The organism is Endozoicomonas elysicola, from assembly GCF_000710775.1.
GTDB lineage: Bacteria > Pseudomonadota > Gammaproteobacteria > Pseudomonadales > Endozoicomonadaceae > Endozoicomonas > Endozoicomonas elysicola.
Map to the genome: position 1 here is coordinate 3,140,206 of NZ_JOJP01000001.1, position 19,458 is coordinate 3,159,663.

Annotated in this window: 16 protein-coding genes; 10 read left to right on the forward strand and 6 right to left on the reverse strand. The window is 46.1% G+C overall.

Features of this window, described 5'->3' with window-relative positions; all coding sequences use genetic code 11:
- Nucleotides 1–84: 84 nt before the first annotated feature.
- Entirely contained in the window at nt 85–654 is a 570-nt protein-coding gene (locus GV64_RS13470) for a TetR/AcrR family transcriptional regulator (RefSeq protein ID WP_201772490.1), read from the forward strand.
- Here GV64_RS13470 and GV64_RS13475 read toward each other — a convergent pair.
- Entirely contained in the window at nt 641–1,708 is a 1,068-nt protein-coding gene (locus tag GV64_RS13475) for a hypothetical protein (RefSeq protein ID WP_020583447.1), read from the reverse strand. The two genes, GV64_RS13470 and GV64_RS13475, sit on opposite strands and share 14 nt — an antisense overlap.
- A gap of 209 nt (nt 1,709–1,917) precedes the next feature.
- Nucleotides 1,918–3,234: an isocitrate lyase gene (aceA, locus tag GV64_RS13480; RefSeq protein WP_020583448.1), complete on the reverse strand. Its 1,317-nt coding sequence runs from the start codon at nt 3,232–3,234 to the stop codon at nt 1,918–1,920.
- 155 nt (nt 3,235–3,389) lie between these two features.
- Here aceA and GV64_RS13485 point away from each other — a divergent pair, with 155 nt between their 5' ends.
- The 6 genes from GV64_RS13485 (at nt 3,390) to GV64_RS13505 (ending at nt 11,129) form a co-directional block, all read left to right on the forward strand.
- The gene (locus tag GV64_RS13485) at nt 3,390–4,322 is read left to right on the forward strand and encodes a LysR family transcriptional regulator (RefSeq protein WP_020583449.1); all 933 of its coding nucleotides are present in this window, start codon (nt 3,390–3,392) and stop codon (nt 4,320–4,322) included.
- A gap of 181 nt (nt 4,323–4,503) precedes the next feature.
- Nucleotides 4,504–4,635: a hypothetical protein gene (locus GV64_RS26130; RefSeq protein ID WP_020583450.1), complete on the forward strand. Its 132-nt coding sequence runs from the start codon at nt 4,504–4,506 to the stop codon at nt 4,633–4,635.
- Between the two features lie 201 nt (nt 4,636–4,836).
- The gene (locus GV64_RS13490; protein WP_020583451.1) at nt 4,837–5,997 is read left to right on the forward strand and encodes an alpha-hydroxy acid oxidase; all 1,161 of its coding nucleotides are present in this window, start codon (nt 4,837–4,839) and stop codon (nt 5,995–5,997) included.
- Nucleotides 5,998–6,235: 238 nt separating this feature from the next.
- The gene (locus GV64_RS13495) at nt 6,236–8,416 is read left to right on the forward strand and encodes a malate synthase G (RefSeq protein WP_020583453.1); all 2,181 of its coding nucleotides are present in this window, start codon (nt 6,236–6,238) and stop codon (nt 8,414–8,416) included.
- Nucleotides 8,417–8,617: 201 nt separating this feature from the next.
- Nucleotides 8,618–9,643 carry an HlyD family secretion protein gene (locus GV64_RS13500; RefSeq protein ID WP_020583454.1) on the forward strand — a complete coding sequence of 342 codons (1,026 nt, stop codon included), beginning with the start codon at nt 8,618–8,620 and terminating at the stop codon, nt 9,641–9,643.
- A complete protein-coding gene (locus GV64_RS13505) occupies nt 9,633–11,129 on the forward strand; it encodes a DHA2 family efflux MFS transporter permease subunit (protein ID WP_020583455.1) in 1,497 nt (498 codons plus the stop codon). The genes GV64_RS13500 and GV64_RS13505 overlap by 11 nt, the downstream gene beginning before the upstream one ends.
- 2 nt (nt 11,130–11,131) lie before the next feature.
- Here GV64_RS13505 and purB read toward each other — a convergent pair whose 3' ends face one another.
- The 3 genes from purB to mnmA form a co-directional block, all read right to left on the reverse strand.
- On the reverse strand, nt 11,132–12,502 hold the full coding sequence (gene purB / locus GV64_RS13510) for an adenylosuccinate lyase (RefSeq protein WP_020583456.1): 1,371 nt from the start codon (nt 12,500–12,502) through the stop codon (nt 11,132–11,134).
- 141 nt (nt 12,503–12,643) lie between these two features.
- The gene (gene hflD, locus GV64_RS13515) at nt 12,644–13,255 is read right to left on the reverse strand and encodes a high frequency lysogenization protein HflD (RefSeq protein ID WP_020583457.1); all 612 of its coding nucleotides are present in this window, start codon (nt 13,253–13,255) and stop codon (nt 12,644–12,646) included.
- A 108-nt stretch (nt 13,256–13,363) separates the two neighbouring features.
- Nucleotides 13,364–14,497 carry a tRNA 2-thiouridine(34) synthase MnmA gene (gene mnmA, locus GV64_RS13520; RefSeq protein ID WP_282706024.1) on the reverse strand — a complete coding sequence of 378 codons (1,134 nt, stop codon included), beginning with the start codon at nt 14,495–14,497 and terminating at the stop codon, nt 13,364–13,366.
- Between the two features lie 340 nt (nt 14,498–14,837).
- Between mnmA and icd the strand changes: the two genes are divergently transcribed.
- The 3 genes from icd (at nt 14,838) to clpA (ending at nt 19,156) form a co-directional block, all read left to right on the forward strand.
- On the forward strand, nt 14,838–16,094 hold the full coding sequence (gene icd / locus GV64_RS13525; RefSeq protein WP_020583460.1) for an NADP-dependent isocitrate dehydrogenase: 1,257 nt from the start codon (nt 14,838–14,840) through the stop codon (nt 16,092–16,094).
- A 378-nt stretch (nt 16,095–16,472) separates the two neighbouring features.
- Nucleotides 16,473–16,829 carry an ATP-dependent Clp protease adapter ClpS gene (gene clpS / locus GV64_RS13530; RefSeq protein ID WP_026258388.1) on the forward strand — a complete coding sequence of 119 codons (357 nt, stop codon included), beginning with the start codon at nt 16,473–16,475 and terminating at the stop codon, nt 16,827–16,829.
- A 20-nt stretch (nt 16,830–16,849) separates the two neighbouring features.
- Nucleotides 16,850–19,156 carry an ATP-dependent Clp protease ATP-binding subunit ClpA gene (gene clpA, locus GV64_RS13535; RefSeq protein WP_020583462.1) on the forward strand — a complete coding sequence of 769 codons (2,307 nt, stop codon included), beginning with the start codon at nt 16,850–16,852 and terminating at the stop codon, nt 19,154–19,156.
- A 33-nt stretch (nt 19,157–19,189) separates the two neighbouring features.
- Here clpA and infA read toward each other — a convergent pair whose 3' ends face one another.
- A complete protein-coding gene (gene infA, locus GV64_RS13540) occupies nt 19,190–19,408 on the reverse strand; it encodes a translation initiation factor IF-1 (protein ID WP_020583463.1) in 219 nt (72 codons plus the stop codon).
- Nucleotides 19,409–19,458: the final 50 nt, after the last annotated feature.

Sequence of the window (19,458 nt, forward strand, 5' to 3'; positions counted from 1 at the left end):
TAATGATGATGCATAAGTTATGCAATGAGATTGCATAAATCAACTTTTTTATGGATTTCTGAGAAGGGCTGCTGTAGATCTGTGGTGGAAAAAAGAAAAACTCAGGCAGAAAGAAGGGCTGAAACACGACAACAGGTTCTGGATAGTGCCTGTCATTTATTCGGCAAAAATGGCTATAACAATACTTCTCTGGAAGAGATAGCCAGTAACTGCGGCCTGACTACCCGTCCTGTATACCATTATTTTGGGAACAAACTGGCTCTTTTTCAGGCAGTTAATGATGTGATGGTGTCACGGATTCTCGATATACAGCATCAGCCTCGATCTGGTGACAAAACGTCCAGGTTTATGGCTATCTGGGAAGCTTTTCTTAATCTCTGCGATGACCCAGGGTTCAGGCAGGTAGTTCTTATTGATAGCCCAACAATACTTGGGCGTGAGCGTTGGAAGAATAGTCCGGTTACTGCCAGGGCTGAGTCTCTCTTGCTAAATCATCAGCAAGGAAGTGATGGACTTTTCCGGCAGAAATTACTGAGTAGAATGGCCATCGCTGCGATGGCAGAAGCCGCACTGATGATTGCTGAAGCGGAGGATATTCAACAGGCGAAGCAGGAGGCCAGGGAAGTCGTTAACCTGGCCATTAATCTTCTATAGAGAAAAGAATAGTCAGGGAAAATTCAGCTTGTTTAAGCTGTTTTTGGCCCTCATCTCTGATGATCATAGCTGCTTCAGATGTCAATGTTTGTGGGATTTCTGGTTTTGGAAATTGAAATAATGAGTTAGCAAAGAAATTGCATAACATCTGTTTATCTGTGAGCCCATCTCTTCCCTCATTTGGAGCATGCTGATATGCAAGTTTCATGAGGTAAAGTGTATCTTTAAACCATGCTTTCTCCGCAGGCATTTTAGGGGTTACACTCTGATATGTTTTTTTCACAAGGGCTAAAGCTTTTTCTCGTCCTTGCTTACTTCCGGAGAGGGAAGCTGCGTGCAGCATGTTGGATGTTAATTGTTCAGTAAAAGGTGCTGATGACTTAACCACTGCTTTGAACAGACTGGATAGCAAGTCAGGGTTATTTAATTGCTCTTGCTCGAGAGGAGTTATTGCTATCTCTTTTGCAGGCTTCTGATACTGGCCTGTTACACCTGACTTTCTGAATAATCCGGGTTGATAATTGTTGATATACTCTTCTAATTGTTTTTTGATGAGTTTTTTGTTGATGGCTTCCAGATAGGGCGAAGTGAGTTGGTGCTTCCCTTTTTTGCGGGCAATACTATTCTCCAATGTTTCTTTCGCAGCTTGGGCCAATGAAAAAAGCTCAACGATACTACATTGTTCCAGCAAGCCCCAGAATCGGGATAAATCCTGGCCAGCCTCCTTTATACAGCGAAGAGCATCGGCACAGGCTGTCGCTACCTCGGGAGAAGGGGCTGGCTGAACAACCACTTCACTAGATAGTTTTGGATCTATTGATGAATGCGATGAGGAGTCACGCTCTTTCAGTGCTTTATTGAGTTCTGGCAAAAAAGCGTTTGCTTCGTTTGGTTGAAGTCTTTTGGTGGCTTCCCACACAATGACTTTACGAGTACAAAAGCTGCTGACCGCTTTTGAAAAAGCCTTCAGGGTCTTTAGTCTGCTATTCGGGTGAGCATCCAGATAGTTACGATAAGTTTGCTTGGCTGCATCTATGCGTTCGCTGAAGGACATGGCTTCCTTTCCATGGCATGTATCAGGAGGTTGTCCTTAAAGAATATGTCATGATTATTCAGTGTTCAAAGTTGGATGAGAATTGGGTTGTTGATCAAGGTAAAACAATAAAGGGTGGCCGCTTTAGATCAATCAAAACCTTATACATGTTTTGGTTAGATAAAAAAAACCCGCATTCGCGGGCTTTTTCAGAGATTCTGTCTAGGAGATCAGAATTGCTCTTCTTCAGTAGATCCGGTCAGAGCTGTTACTGAAGACTGACCACCCTGAATTACTGTGGTCATATCATCAAAGTAACCTGTACCTACTTCCTGCTGGTGAGCAACGAAGGTGTAGCCTTTTTCTGCAGCAGCAAACTCTGGCTCCTGAACCATTTCTACATAATGCTTCATGCCTTCGCCTTGGGCGTAGTTATGAGCCAGTTCAAACATGTTGTACCACATGTTATGGATACCGGCGAGGGTAATGAACTGGTACTTGTAGCCCATATCGCTCAGTTCCTGCTGGAATTTGGCAATGGTGGCATCGTCAAGGTTCTTCTTCCAGTTGAAAGAAGGAGAGCAGTTATAAGCCAGCAATTGATCAGGATATTCAGCTTTGATGGCGTCAGCAAACTTGCGGGCTTCATCCAGATCTGGAGTTGCAGTTTCACACCACAGCAGGTCAGCGTATGGTGCATAGGCCAGACCACGGGCGATCGCCTGATCAATACCTGCCTTGGTGCGGAAGAACCCTTCAGCGGTTCTTTCGCCAGTCAGGAAAGGTGCATCGTACGGATCACAGTCAGAAGTAATCAAGTCAGCTGCGTTGGCGTCGGTACGAGCCAGAACAATCGTTGGCACGTCAGCAACATCCGCTGCGAGGCGGGCCGCAACCAGTTTTTGTACGGCTTCCTGAGTGGGAACCAGTACTTTACCGCCCATGTGGCCACATTTTTTCACAGAAGCCAGCTGGTCTTCAAAATGAACGCCGGCAGCCCCTGCCTCAATCATGGCCTTCATCAGCTCATAAGCATTCAAGACTCCCCCAAAACCTGCTTCTGCATCCGCTACGATAGGCGCGAACATATCAACATAGGTTTCATCATCAGAGGTTTTTCCAGTTTTCCATTGCACCTGGTCGGCACGACGGAAACTGTTATTAATGCGTTTAACCACTGCAGGCACCGAATCAACCGGGTAGAGAGACTGGTCAGGGTACATGGTACTGGCACTGTTGTTGTCTGCTGCAACCTGCCAGCCGGAAAGATAGATCGCTTCAATACCTGCCTTTACCTGTTGAACTGCCTGCCCACCAGTCAACGCGCCCAGACAGTTTACATAACCTTTTTTTGCCTGATTCCCGTATACCAGGTCCCAGAGTTTCTCTGCACCCTGTCTGGCGATGGTATTCTCAATATTAATGGAGCCTCTCAGGCGAACCACGTCTTCTGCCGTATAGGTTCTCGTTACATTTTTCCAGCGAGGATTTTCTGCCCAATCTTTTTCGATGCGGGCGATTTCTTCTGAGCGGTTGTAGCGAGCCATCTTATTTTCCTCCCCCGGGAAGCGAGGTGTAGTTATACGACTATTTATTCATAAAAAATGGAATAATTCAAACAATCGTTTGATTTACGGTATCCATCCTAAACACCTGAGAAAGATTCTGGTAATTTATAAGCGTTATCTCGGGTATTTATAAAATGAATATTGCACGTGTTGATCTGAATCTGATGGTTTATCTGGATGTCCTGCTGAGAGAACGGAATGTTACCCGTGCAGCAGAACAACTTGGTATCACCCAGCCCGCCATGAGTAACGGACTTCGTCGGCTTCGTGAATTGTTTGGCGATCCTTTATTAATAAGAACCAGTGAAGGTATGACTCCGACTGAGCGAGCTCTGGAGCTACAGCCGTTGATCCGGGACGCGTTGCTGGCCATGGAAAAGACAATACAGCCCAAGGAAAAGTTTGATCCACAAAACAGTCAGCGGGTATTCCGTATCATGGCATCGGACTACGCTGAGTCAACTCTGATCCCACTGGTTTTGAAGCAGGTGCGTTCACTTGCCCCGTACGTCACGCTTGATGTATTAACGCCCAGTGATGTCAGTTTTCATGATGTAGAGCAGGGCTGGATTGATATGGCAATTAACCGCTTTGACAGTTTGCCTCAGTCATTTTATCAATCTCGCGTATGGCAGGATGATTTCTCCTGTGTGGTTAGTAAAGAAAACCCGATACTGAAAAACTTCACCCTGGATAGCTATCTGGAAGCCCAGCATATCTGGGCGAGTAAGACTGGAATGGGTATTGGCGTTGGGGTTAACCCCGAAGATGTGCAGCGGTTAGGGTGGGTTGATGAAGCATTGGCTGCCGTTGGCAAAAAACGTAAAATCAGTGTTTTTACTCGGCATTATCAAGTTGCGATGCTCCTTTCTGCACAGAATGACCTGATCGCGACGCTGCCAAGCCGCCTTGCAGATATAGAGCGTTTTAATAGCTCGCTGGCTGTTGTCAGGCCTCCTTTTGAGGTTCCTCCCTTTGATTTGTCTATGGCCTGGAGTCCTTTGTTACATCATGATTCTGCACATCAGTGGCTGAGAAATATCATTAAATCAGAGGCGATCGGCTGAGCTGGCTGCTTAAAAATCACTCATAAAAACATTAATTAACATCTATGGACATATATTTCTGTTATCCAATGTTATTGTATGTTCTAATCTGACTGCTTTCGCTGATTTGTGCGAAATCAGAGGTGTTGAGTTATCATCCCTAGCAGAAGTATAAAAATCAGTTGGATAACAGGAGATAAAAATGGATTGGCTGAGTGATTTGGAAGCAGAACATGCACTGTATGATGTTGCTGAAGAGTGTAAGGAGTTTATGGCCGAGTCATACTACTTGTTAATCTCTGAGCAGCAGCAGGATGTTGTTCTGGACGACTGATGTACTCGTTAGATTACTAATTTTTCTTAGAAACCCTTTTCCTTTGTGACTTCTATTAAGGAAAAGGGTTTTTTATTTGTTCGCGAACATTGAAGAATACCCCCTCCTATTGTCTTCCTAATCATTTCCCCCATGTTTCACTGGCTAAAACATTCTTACTAGCTAGATTTAGTCCACTCTGTTGTCATGATGGACAATCACATGTTTGCAATTCGCTCTCCTCTGGACAAGGTTTGTACCATTGAAGATTTACAGGTTCTGGCGAGGAAACGAGTTCCTAAAATGTTCTATGAGTACGTAGACTCAGGTTCATGGACAGAAGGAACTTATCAGCAGAATGAGCAAGATTTCAAAAAAGTCTTCTTTCGCCAGCGTGTTGGTATCGATGTATCTCAACGCAACACCTCGTCCTTTATGGCTCAAACAAAGGTGACTATGCCTGTTGCACTCGCCCCTGTGGGGTTGACGGGCATGCAATATGGCGATGGCGAGATTCTTGCTGCCCAGGCAGCAGAAGCATTTGGCGTTCCTTTTACTTTATCCTCCCTGAGCATCTGTTCTATAGAAGATGTTGCTGAGCAAACGGAGCAGCCTTTCTGGTTTCAGCTTTATGTATTTAAAGATCGGGAATTTACTCAACAGTTATTAAAACGGGCAAAGTTAGCGGGCTGTAAAACATTGGTTGTAACGTTGGATTTGCCAGTGATGGGCCAGAGGCATAAAGATGTTAAAAACCAGCTGTCAGCACCACCCAAAGTTTCCATATCCTCACTTATCCAGTTTCTGAATCATCCCAGGTGGTGCTTTAACATGATGCGTTCGAGCCACCGTACCTTTGGCAACATTGTTGGACATGCCAGGGGGGTTAACAGTCTCAGCTCTCTCGCTAAATGGACATCAGAGCAATTAGACGCAACATTAACCTGGAAAGACCTTCAGTGGGTTCGGGATGAATGGGATGGTTTTTTGATACTGAAAGGTATTCTTGATGTTGAAGATTTGTACCAGGCCGCCAGCATCGGTGCTCAGGCCGTTGTCATTTCAAACCATGGCGGGCGTCAATTAGATGGGGCACCGACAACCATCAGTGTTTTGCCAGAAATTATAAGCGCTGCAAATAACCAGACTGATATATATATGGATGGCGGTGTCCGTTCAGGGCAGGATGTTTTAAAAGCAATAGCACTGGGCGCGAAAGGCGTCTTTATAGGACGTGCTTTCATTTATGGATTGGGTGCCGCTGGAGGGGCCGGTGTAACCCATGCACTGGAAATCATCCATAAAGAGATGCTCACTACCATGGCCTTGCTTGGTGAAAGTAAAGTCTCTGGAATCGGACTGCATAATTTGCGGTTACCATAGATCCTCACCTTTTCTGGCCACTTTTACACCATTCATGTGAAAAATAGCCGGCATTGCTGTTGTTAATTGGAAATCTGACCGTGCTTGGATACCATGGGAAACGTTTAAAAAGCCAGTAGATAGTTTCAAGACCATATTGTGTTTCTGTCTACCCACTCGTTGACTTTTCCATCGACTGAGCAGCAGGATAGTGCTTGTGACAGTTGCATAATAATGACAATCAGGAAATGAGGTTTAAATGACTGAACGTATCCAGAAGGGTGGCCTGCAAATAGCACCGGTACTCTACGATTTACTGGTAAATGACATTATTCCTGGAACTGGTATTGATGCTGACCAGTTCTGGCATAGCCTGGAAAATATAATTATTGACCTTGCCCCTGAGAATAAGGCATTACTGGCTCGCCGCGATGAGTTTCAGCATCAAATTGATCAATGGCATCTGCAGAATGCGTATACACCGGATACTCGTGCGAACTATAAGTCCTTCCTTGAGAGTATTGGTTATTTATTGCCAGAAGGTGATGACTTCGCCATTACGACTGAAAATGTAGACAGTGAGATTGCCTCTCAGGCAGGCCCCCAGCTTGTTGTGCCAGTAATGAATGCCCGCTTTGCCTTGAATGCTGCCAATGCCCGCTGGGGAAGCCTTTACGATGCATTGTATGGTACAGACGTTATTCCCGAAACGGATGGTGCTGAAAAAGGCAAAGGTTACAACCCTGTTCGTGGCAGAAAAGTCATTGAGTTTGGCAGGGAGTTGCTCGACACCGCAGCACCTTTAGCCGTAGGTAGCCATAAAGATGCCATTCAGTATCAAGTGCTTGAAAGCAATCTCGCCGTTTCTCTGAAAGATGGCTCAATAACTTCACTGAAAGATACCGGACAGTTTGCCGGCTTCACCGGATCAGAAGAAAAGCCGCAATCAGTTTTATTAAAAAACAATGGATTACATATCGATATTCAGGTTAATCCTGATGGCGTTATTGGCAAAGAAGATGCTGCCGGTGTTCAGGACCTGGTCATTGAAGCGGCAATTACCACCATCATGGATTGTGAAGATTCAGTGGCGGCTGTTGATGCGGACGACAAGGCTCAGGTATATCGCAACTGGCTTGGCTTAATGAAGGGAAATCTTGAAGATACGTTCATGAAGGGTGGCAAGTCCCTGACCCGCACACTGAATGCTGACCGCGTTTACACGGCTCCTCATGGTAGTGAATTGGTTTTACCCGGCCGAAGCCTGATGTTTGTCAGGAATGTGGGTCACCTGATGACCAATGACGCCATTCTGGATGCCCAGGGCAATGAGATTCCTGAAGGCATTATGGATGGGATGTTCACTTCTCTGATAGCCATCCATGACCTGAAGAGCAACGGTCAGCGCCGGAACTCTCGTGAAGGCAGTATCTATATTGTAAAGCCAAAGATGCACGGCCCTGAAGAGGTTGCCTTCACCTGTAAGCTCTTCAGTCGTATCGAGCAAGCTCTTGGTCTTGCGGTCAATACCCTGAAAGTTGGCATTATGGATGAAGAGCGTAGAACGTCTATTAACCTGAAGGCGTGTATACGTGCCGCGAAAGAGCGGATTGTTTTTATCAATACCGGGTTTCTTGATCGAACGGGGGACGAGATTCATACCAGTATGGAAGCAGGCCCAGTGGTTCCTAAAGGGGAGATGAAGCAGTCAACCTGGATTCAGGCCTACGAAGACCAGAATGTAGATATTGGTCTGCTTGCAGGTCTTCCTGGTAAAGCCCAGATTGGTAAAGGTATGTGGGCCATGCCTGATGAAATGGCAAAGATGATGGAACAGAAGATTGCTCACCCTCAGTCTGGAGCCAACACTGCCTGGGTTCCTTCTCCAAATGGAGCCACACTCCATGCGGTTCATTATCATCGAGTTAATGTTCTGGCCAAGCAGGATGAACTGTCTAAGCGTAAAAAAGCCAGTGTTGATGATATTCTGGAAATTCCGTTGATGGCAAATCGAGACAATCTTCCTGCTGAAGTGATTCAAAAAGAGCTGGACAATAATGCCCAAGGCATACTGGGCTATGTCGTACGCTGGATTGATCAAGGCGTCGGCTGCTCCAAAGTGCCTGATATCAATGATGTTGGTTTGATGGAGGACCGGGCAACATTGCGAATCTCCAGTCAACACATTGCTAACTGGCTGCGCCATGGCATTTGTTCAGAAGACCAGGTGGTAGAGACTCTTAAGCGTATGGCGAGTGTCGTGGATCGGCAGAATACCGGTGATGACACTTATCAGGCAATGGCTCAGGACTTTGACAACAGCATAGCCTTTACGGCAGCCTGTGATCTTGTATTCAGGGGATGTGAGCAGCCTAATGGCTACACAGAGCCTGTTTTGCACAGACGCAGGAAAGAGTTCAAGGCCAAGCAACAGGGATAAACCTTGTCTGGCATCGGGTAACAAACAGTTAAAATGCGTTCTTAATCAGAGAATTATAACTCTGATTGAGAGCGCTTTCTAAATTAGACCATCTCTCCTCTCTATACTAACCTTTTTCTGCATCACCACTTCAAATCTCTTTATTAAAAATTCTTTTTTAGCAAAGAGAGTTCGGTTTCTTCCTTTATTCTGGTTTCGAGAATGGATAATACAGCCCCTCATCCAGTACGACGCTGGTTACTTACAGTTGCTGTTCTACTGCTTGCATTCATTGCAGGCTATTTCTATTTTGAACACCAGAAAAACTATCCCAGCACGAATGATGCCTATGTCCATGGCAATATTATTTATATAGCCCCCCAGATAGGGGGGCGAATCAGTGTCGTTAATGTCGACAATTATGAGCATGTCCATACGGGAGAAATGCTGCTTCAGATTGACCCTTCCTCCTATGAGGCGCAACTGAATAAAGCGAAGGCATCCTATCAAGTAGCTACTGAAGAAAATGAAGCGGCCAGCGAAGGAATACTGGCTGCGAGTACCAATATCTCAACGGCAGCGGCAAATCTTCGAAAAGTCCAACTCAACTTTAGACGAACCATGACACTGGTTTCAGAAGGTGTTCTTCCACAGCAGGAAGCCGATACAGCCCGGGCAGCATTGGCAACAGCGCAGGATAGCCTTACCAGTGCAAGGGCCCATATGGCGCAACTGATCGCAGAGCAGGGGGCTGAAGGCGAAGAGGCCCCTGCAGTCCAGGAAGCTGCAGCTGCTTTGATGCTCGCCACGTTGAACCTCTCTTATACCAATATTGCAGCACCAGCAGACGGTGAGCTGGGCAAAGTTAATGTCCATCCAGGAAGCGTTGTTTCTGTTGGGCAGGCATTGATGCCATTGGTCGTTGCAGAAAGCTTCTGGATTCAGGCGAATTTTAAGGAAGATGATCTTGGTCGGATTCAACCCGGCATGTCAGCCAGAGTCCAGTTGGATATGTATCCAGATTCAAGTTTTTCTGGGAAAGTGGAATCAATTTCTCCTGCCAGCGGTTCAGCCTTTTCACTGTTGCCCCCGGAAAATGCGACGGGAAACTGGGTAAAGATCACTCAGCGTTTTCCGGTAAGCGTGCGGCTGGCAGATGCCGACAACCAGCGCGGAAAAGAGCCTTTGAGAGTAGGTGCCAGCGCCACTGTAACAGTAGATACGATAGCCGCTGATCATGAGCAATAATATCAGCCGTCAGGCAATTACCATTACCATCATTTTATCCTCATTGATGGTGTTGATTGACATGACGGTAGCAAATGTTGCGTTGCCGGACATGATGGGGACACTGGGAGCCACTTCTGAGCAGATTACCTGGGTATTGACCAGTTTCAGTATGGCGGAAGCCATTTGTATTCCTTTAGCGGGCTTTCTGACCTTGCGCTTTGGTGAGCGTCAGTTGCTGCTTTATTCCATCGCCGGGTTTATCGTAATGTCAGCCATGTGTGGTCAGGCTGACTCACTGATGGAAATGATCTTTTTCAGGATATTTCAAGGGATATTTGGTGCCGCGGTTATCCCGCTGAGTCAGTCAGTTCTAATGCAGGTCTACCCAAAAGAAGAGCAGGGGAGAGCCATGGCGCTGTTCGCTATTGGTGTTATGGTCGGCCCTGTTCTTGGACCGGTTATTGGGGGCATTCTCACGGAGCATCTTAACTGGCGTTGGGTGTTCTATATCAATTTGCCAGTAGGTGGTGTGTGCCTGTTACTGATTTTTAGAAATATACAGATCAGTAATCGAGGTAAGTCATCGGTAGACTGGCTTTTGATCATAACAATGGCTCTGGGGATAGGGTTACTGCAAATGGTGCTTTCTCAGGGTAATGAGAAAAACTGGTTCAGTTCAGACTTTATCCTGCTCTCAACCATCATCAGTGTTTTGATGATCACCGCTTTTATTATTCGCTCATTCTGGACCAAAGGTGAGATCGCACCTGTGTGGCTGTTAAAAGACCGTAATCTTGCAATTTCCTGTCTTATTGTCAGCTGTTTTGCTGTGGGGACCTTTGGTGTCCTTCAACTGCAACCCATGCTTCTTCAGGAGTTGCTCAATTATCCCGTTGAGACATCAGGTTTTATAATGGCTCCACGAGGGGTAGCATCGGCGGTTGTGTTGATTATGGCTGCACCCTTGATGGATAAGCTGGACAGTCGGATTCTGATTTTTGTCGGGCTTGTATTCAATGCTGTGGGTGTTTGGCAGATGAGTTTGTACTCTCTGGAAATAGACCCGTTCTGGATTGTTCTTCCATCGATTATTCAAGGTGCAGGATTGGGGCTTGTATTTGCTCCATTATCGAAAATTGCTTTCTCTACCCTTGATCCAGCGTTCATCACGGGTGGAACCGCCATGTTTAATCTTTGCCGGACTATTGGGTCATCGATTGGAATTGCGGTTATTAACACCTACTTCAGTTATGTGAAACAACTGGAGTGGCAAAGTCTTGGGGGCAGTTTATCGCCAGATAACAGGCTCTTACAGAATTATGCTGAAGTTGCAGGTCAGGGTATTACAAATACCGATTTTCTTGAACAGATTGCTGCTTTACTCAAGCAGCAATCTTCCATGCTGGCATTTGTTTATTGCTTTACCCTGATGGTTTTTATCTATCTGTTTCTTATCCTGTTACTGCCTATTTTCAGGAAAAAAGCCCCAGCCAGCTCGTCTTAGGCTCAGATTGCCAGAGCCTGCTCAACAGCATTACCGATATAGGTAGCAGGGGTCAGTGCCTTGAGTTCCTCTTTAATGTTGGCTGGAAGCTCCAGACCATCAATAAAGGTTGCCAGGGAGGCCTTGGTAATACCATCCTGGCCACGGGTCAGTGCCTTGAGTTTCTCGTAAGGCTGCTCAATACCATAGCGACGCATCACGGTTTGAATCGGCTCCGCCAGCACTTCCCAGGCATTATCAAGGTCTTGCTCAATACGGGCAGGGGAAGCTTCCAGTTTGCCAATGCCTTTCAGTGTGGCCGCATAAGCAATAAGACTTTGTCCCAGACCAACACCCATGTTACGCAATACTGTTGAATCCGTCAGGTCACGCTGCCAGCGGGAAACTGGAAGCTTTGCCGCCAGATGTTGCATGATGGCATTGGCGATACCCAGGTTGCCTTCAGAGTTTTCAAAATCAATCGGGTTCACTTTATGAGGCATGGTGGAGGAACCAACCTCTCCGGCCACAGTCTTCTGCTTAAAATATCCCAGAGAGATGTAACCCCAGACATCCCGGTCGAAATCGATCAGAATGGTATTGAAACGGCAAATGGCATCATACAATTCTGCAATGTAATCATGGGGCTCAATCTGAGTTGTATAGGGATTCCAATCAAGGCCAAGGCTGGTAACGAACCGTTCAGCATGTTCTGCCCAGTTAACTTCCGGGTAAGCCGAGAAGTGAGCGTTGTAGTTGCCAACCGCACCGTTGATTTTCCCCATCGGTACTATGCTTTCGATCTGTTTAAGCTGTCGCTTAAGGCGATAGGCAACATTGGCCATTTCCTTGCCCAGCGTTGTCGGTGATGCTGTCTGGCCATGAGTTCTAGATAGCATTGGCTGGCTGGCATGGGTTTTGGCCAGGTTTTCAATGGACTCGATAATCGTGCGCATTACAGGCAGAACTGCTTCGTCCATACCGGTTTTCAGCATTAATCCATGGGAAAGGTTATTAATATCTTCTGAAGTACAGGCAAAATGGACAAACTCGCTGATAGACGCCAGTTCCTCATTACCCTGAAAACGCTCTTTGATAAGATATTCAACCGCTTTCACATCATGATTTGTAGTTCGTTCAATCTCTTTGACCCGTTCGGCTTCAGCCATGGAAAAATCAGTCACCAGACTATCCAATAGCTGATTCGCCTTGTCTGAAAACGCTGGAATCTCCGTAATAGACGGATGGTTAGCAAGAGTTTGCAGCCAGCGAACCTCAACAGCTACCCGGAATCGAATCAATCCATATTCACTGAAAATGGTTCTGAGGGATTGAGTCTTGTCACCATAGCGCCCGTCAATGGGGGAGACGGCGGTCAGTGCATTCAGCTCCATGTTTTATGCCTTAAGCTCAGGGGGAAAAGGGCGCATCATAACTGATACCTCTGACAGTTTCTAATCATTGCCGGATACCATGCATCTGATGCTTTTTCAAAATGTATATGAATGGGTACCGGGAAGTACCCATGTAAACGTTTAAAGGCTATTCAGGCCATCCTGTAGCTTTTTACGGCTGATGAACAAATGCCAGCGACTGCCACCGCATTGACGCCAGAGGGTGGCAGAACGAATACCCGCTAAAAGGATCGCGCGGATCCGGTTGGCATTGACCGGATTCTGCAAATAACGCATATCACCGGCAACCTGCACTCGTGTTCTGAAGGTGCTGATGGTATCGAGGTAGATACTGGCAAGACTGGACATCACATTTTCATGAAGCATTCCAAAATGTTCCACCTGCTCTTTGGTTCTACCCAGGCGTTGGCCAATGGTATTAAGCATTTTCGGGTTTCTACTGAGTTTTTTCTCAATGTGGATCAGAGCCAGAGCATAACGAATAACATCTCCCTGAATCGCAGAGCTGTCTCTGCTCAGAACGGAGTCCAGCGTTTTACGGCCCATCATTAATTTGTCGAAGCCGCCGTATACCTCTGACACATCACCGGGTGAAGTGACAAAAATGCTATGGATAGAAGGGGTCAGAGCCTCTTCACTCAATTGCCCGGTTCTGGCCAATTTGTCTACCAGCTCTGCGGCCTGGAATACACCAGATAATGCAGCCGCCTGATCCTTTGTAGAATATCGCACCAATCTTCTTCTCTGGGAGTTTTCGTTGTGGTTGAGAACGTTTTCTATGTGCCCTGAGGGTCAAATAGATGCCGGAAGCCTGTCGCGGGTCAGCGCGACGCACCCCTTTTAAGTCCGTGTTTCAATAACACCACCGCCAAGACAGACCTGGTCGTCATAGAAAACCACTGACTGGCCTGGAGTTACTGCTCTTTGCGGATGGTCAAATGTAACCTGATAATCGCCATCAGCTTCTCTGGTCAAGACACAGCTCTGATCCTGCTGGCGATAACGTACTTTTGCCTTGAGCTTACAGGGCATTACCGGTGCTTCGCCTGAGACCCAGTCAATATGTGAACATGTCAGGCTCTGGGAGAAGAGCAGTGGGTGATCCTTGCCCTGGCCGACGATCAGGACATTTCTTTCGAGGTCTTTATCCAGAACATACCAGGGTTCTTCATTTGCATTTTTCAACCCGCCAATGCCGAGTCCCTGTCGTTGGCCAATGGTATGATACATCAGCCCGGAATGTTCACCGATTACTGCACCTTCAACGGTTTCAATATTGCCCGGCTGGGCAGGCAGGTACTGCTGAAGAAAATCCTTAAACCGGCGTTCACCAATAAAACAAATACCCGTACTGTCTTTTTTATTATGGGTAATCAACCCATGCTCTTCTGCTATATGCCGTACTTCCGGCTTTTCAAGCTCTCCTACGGGAAACAGAGTTCTGGCAATTTGTGCCTCATTGACGGCATGCAGGAAGTAGGTTTGATCCTTATTATTATCAACCCCTTTGACCAGATAGCTGTGACCATCCCGGTCAATCCTGCGACAATAATGCCCCATGGCAATTAAATCACTGCCCAGCGTCAGCGCGTAATCCAGGAAGGCCTTGAATTTGATTTCCTTGTTACAGAGGATGTCAGGGTTAGGCGTTCTGCCATTGCGATACTCATGAAGGAAATGCTCAAAAACATTATCCCAGTATTCCGCGGCAAAATTAGCTTTATGTAATGTAATGCCCAGTTTGTCACATACCGCCTGGGCATCAGCCAGATCAGTCATGGCAGTACAATATTCAGAGCCGTCATCCTCTTCCCAGTTCTTCATGAAGAGACCTTCCACCTGGTAGCCCTGCTGCTGCAGAAGCAAAGCGGATACGGATGAATCAACACCGCCGGACATGCCAACAATGACCCGGGGGTTCTTTGCAGAGCGTTGCGAAGAGGGCTGTGGGGGAAGGGAAGGTTGTTTTATCACTGGGGAATACTGCCACCTGTCAAAAAATAGCTGCACATTTTACCTTTACCAGCAAATAAGCGCCAGAACGCTTGAAATTTATAGTGGTAAATCCAGATGACAGTTTCGCTTTTGTAACAAATCTTCATTTATTCCTGATTAAGGATGGTATATGGTATACGCGCTATTTCATGAGCCACGGCGTTGTCCAGACAGAGTCTTTGTTGTCGGTTATAAGTTTTTCTGGCATGACTGTCGGATTCAACTGCCTGTTTATATAACGGCTTTGATATTAAGAAAAAAGTAGCGTTGAACCAGGCTTTCATCTGGCCAAACCGATGATTAGAGAACGGAGTTGATAATGGGATACCAAAAGATCAAGGTGCCTGCCAGCGGTGACAAAATCACTGTCAACGAGGACCTCTCCCTGAATGTTCCAGACACCCCTGTTATTCCTTACATTGAAGGCGATGGCATTGGTGTTGATGTATCACCAGCAATGCTTAAAGTAGTTGATGCAGCTGTTGAAAAAGCTTACGAAGGTAAGCGCAAAGTTGAGTGGATGGAAGTCTTCTGTGGTGAAAAAGCGACTCAGGTGTACGATGAAAACACTTGGATGCCGGAAGAAACACTGGAAGCTCTTAAAGAATATGTTGTCAGTATTAAGGGCCCTCTGACTACCCCTGTGGGTGGAGGCATTCGCTCGCTGAACGTAGCGCTTCGTCAGGAACTGGACCTGTTTGCCTGTATCCGTCCGGTTCGTTGGTTCCAGGGCGTACCAAGTCCTGTTAAAGAGCCAGGAAAGACAGACATGGTCATCTTCCGTGAAAACTCGGAAGACATCTATGCCGGCATCGAGTGGAAAGCTGGTAGTGCAGAAGCAGATAAACTTATTAATTTCCTCCGTGATGAAATGGGTGTTACCAAAATCCGTTTTGAAAAAGATTGCGGTATTGGTGTTAAGCCTGTTTCCAAAGAAGGTACTGAGCGACTGGTAAAAAAAGCCATTCAGTTTGCCATCGATAATAATCGTAAGTCTGTTACCCTGGTTCACAAGGGTAACATCATGAAGTTTACTGAAGGCTCTTTCAAAGACTGGGGCTATGAGACTGCCGTAGAATATTTTGGTGGCCAGCCTTTGGATGGTGGTCCATGGCACACTGTCAAAAACCCGAACACCGGTGAAAACATTGTCATTAAGGATGTCATTGCTGACGCTTTCCTGCAGCAGATTCTCCTTCGCCCTGAAGAGTATGATGTTATTGCTACGTTGAACCTCAATGGCGACTACATCTCCGATGCACTGGCAGCTCAGGTAGGTGGTATCGGTATTGCACCTGGTGCAAATATTGGTGCGCCAACTGCAGTGTTTGAGGCCACTCACGGTACAGCACCAAAGTACGCAGGTCAGGACAAGGTTAACCCTGGATCTGTTATCCTTTCAGCTGAAATGATGCTCCGCCACATTGGGTGGAATGAGGCTGCAGATCTCATTATCAAGGGTATGGATGGAGCTATTGCAGCCAAGACCGTTACTTACGACTTTGAGCGACTGATGGACGGTGCAAAACTGGTCAAGTGCTCTGAGTTTGCTGATGAAATCATTAATCACATGTAATTTTTTCAGTTAATTTTTAACAAGTTAAAGCCGGAAATCCATTTTCCGGCTTTTTTGTATTAAACCTGTTCACTATAAGTTTTTCTCATTTTTCTCACTTCTGACAAATACGTTATCTGATCAATTTCTGGTAGCTCATCATTGTGATTTGCTCAAGTATCTTTAGAATGAGAAGGGAAGTCTTGGCAATATTGTCAATTTCTTAATATATGTGCACTAAATTTATCTTCTGTTATCAAATGTCTGTAAACAGTGCCGATCAGTTATTTGTACTCGTTGTTTTTATTATGATTGGCAGTAGTAGCTTTAGGCATCATTATTGTGGTGCGAGTTACCAGACAGTAAAGTTGGATATTGAAGGTTGGCAGTCATAAAACCATGAGTAATCTCGAACTGTTTCGTCTAAGCTTGGAAAAAGAGGGAGAGGAACAGGAAGGTGATCTGGACGTTGCAGTCGTTCCGGAAAAAACTAGACTGGCTCCCCCTCCCATGTATCAGGTCTTGCTCCTGAACGATGATTTTACACCAATGGATTTTGTTGTTGAGGTACTGGGGAAGTTTTTCAGTATGCCGGAGGAGAAGGCGACTCAAATTATGCTGATGGTACACACTCAGGGAAAAGCAGTTTGTGGTGTATACAGCAAGGATGTCGCGGAAACCAAGGCTCAGCAGGTTAATGAATATTCCAGAGAAAACGACCATCCCCTGCTGTGCAAGACAGAAAAGGCCAATTAGCGTTTTCAAGGTTACACCATATGCTCAACAAAGACCTCGAAGCAACACTGAATAATGCATTTAAAGATGCCCGTGATAACCGTCATGAATTTATGACTGTGGAGCACCTTTTACTTGCCTTGCTTGATAATGAGTCCGCAGCAAGAGTCCTGGTTTCTTGTGGCATTGATCTCAATAAACTTCGCCAGGATCTCACAGAGTTTGTCAGCTCAACAACACCACTAATCTCTGATAATGACAATGAGCGAGAAACTCAGCCAACACTTGGTTTTCAAAGAGTGCTCCAGCGGGCTGTTTTTCATGTTCAAAGTTCAGGTAAGAAAGAGGTTACCGGAGCTAATGTACTTGTCGCGATATTTAGTGAGCAGGAGAGTCAGGCTGTTTACTTCCTGAAACAGCAGGATGTAGCTCGAATAGATGTTGTTAATTTTATCGCCCATGGCATTTCCAAAACCCCGGGTCAGGAGCTTGAAGAGCTTGGTCATGATCTGACTGATGATATGGAGCCAGAATCACCAAGCGGTAGCAGCAAGAATCCTCTTAAGCTATACGCTACTGATCTGAACGATCAGGCTCGCCTTGGTAGAATTGATCCACTGGTTGGCCGGGCTGAAGAAGTTGAGCGTGTGTGCCAGATTCTAACTCGTCGCCGTAAGAACAACCCATTACTGGTTGGTGAGGCCGGCGTGGGAAAGACAGCCATTGCTGAAGGTCTTGCCCGGCGTATTGTTGATGGTGATGTGCCAGAAGTCCTGTCCAAGGCTGTTGTGTATTCTCTGGACCTGGGCTCGCTTCTGGCTGGCACCAAGTATCGCGGCGATTTCGAAAAGAGATTCAAACAGTTACTGAGTGAACTTAAGAAGCATGATCATGCTATTTTGTTCATTGATGAGATTCATACCATCATAGGTGCGGGTGCGGCATCGGGCGGTGTCATGGATGCATCAAACCTTCTTAAGCCAATGCTCACCTCTGGAGAGTTACGCTGCATCGGCTCGACAACGTTTCAGGAATTCCGTGGCATTTTTGAAAAAGATCGAGCTCTTGCCCGAAGGTTCCAGAAAGTCGATATTACTGAGCCCAGTGTTGAAGATACTATCCAAATCCTTCTTGGGCTTAAGAAAAAATTCGAAGAACATCATGAAATCCAATACCTTGATGAAGCATTAAAAGCAGCTGCCGAATTAGCTGGTCGTTATATCAATGACCGTCATATGCCGGATAAGGCTATTGATGTTATTGATGAAGCGGGGGCCTATCAGCGTCTCCAGCCCGAAGAAAGCAGAAAGAAAGTCATTGATGTTGATGATGTAGAAAGCATCGTAGCAAAGATGGCAAGAATTCCGCCTAAGTCAGTTTCTTCTTCTGATAAAGAGTTACTCGGCAAGCTTGAACGCAACCTGAAAATGGTAGTTTTTGGTCAGGATGACGCGATTGCGTCTTTATCTACTGCCATTAAATTATCCAGGGCAGGGCTCAAGGCGCCTGAAAAACCCGTTGGTTCTTTCTTATTCTCAGGCCCAACCGGGGTTGGTAAAACAGAGGTTTGTCGTCAATTGGCTAAAGCTCTTGGTATTGAGCTGGTGCGCTTTGATATGTCTGAGTACATGGAGGCACACACCGTATCAAGGTTAATTGGCGCGCCTCCAGGTTACGTTGGTTTTGATCAGGGTGGTCTGCTCACTGAAGCTATTAATAAAACACCTCACTGTGTTTTATTACTGGATGAGATTGAAAAGGGTCACTCTGATGTCTTTAACCTGCTATTACAGGTTATGGATCACGGCACTCTGACGGATAACAATGGTCGTAAAGCCGACTTCCGCAACGTCATTCTTATCATGACCACTAATGCGGGCGCTGCGAATATGACCCGAAGCTCAATTGGCTTCCTGGAGCAGGATCACACGACTGATGGCAATGAAGCTATCAAGAAGACGTTTACACCTGAGTTCAGAAATCGGCTGGATGCGATTATTCCTTTTGCCTCACTGAATGACGATATCATTAAACATGTTGTCGATAAGTTCCTGACTGAGCTGCAGGCCCAGTTGGATGAAAAGCGGGTTCAGTTAGATGTTGATGATAAGGCCAGAGGCTGGTTAGCTGAAAAGGGATTTGATCGTCAAATGGGTGCAAGACCCATGGGACGAATCATTCAAGAGCATTTGAAGAAGCCAATGGCTGAACAGATTCTCTTCGGTAAGCTTGCGGAGAATGGCGGCAACGTTAAAGTTACGGTTCGAAAAGGGGAGCTTTACCTTAAGTTTGAGGCAGCCAAAAGCAGAGCTTCAGATCTTGAGGCTATCGATGGTGGTGCGGGGTAGAAGTAGAAAACTCAGGGGCTGAGTGCCCCTGTTTTAGCGAGAACGGTAAGTGATTCGACCTTTGGTCAGATCATATGGAGTGAGTTCTACTTTTACCCGGTCGCCAGTCAGAATTCGGATATAATTTTTGCGCATTTTGCCGGAAATGTGTGCAGTGACAACATGACCATTTTCCAGTTCTACACGAAACATGGTATTTGGAAGGGTGTCGATAACAACACCCTCCATTTCCAGACTCTCTTCTTTTGCCATTAAATAACTACCTCAGAGGGGTTGGTACGGCTTGATTAAATTTGCTGGGC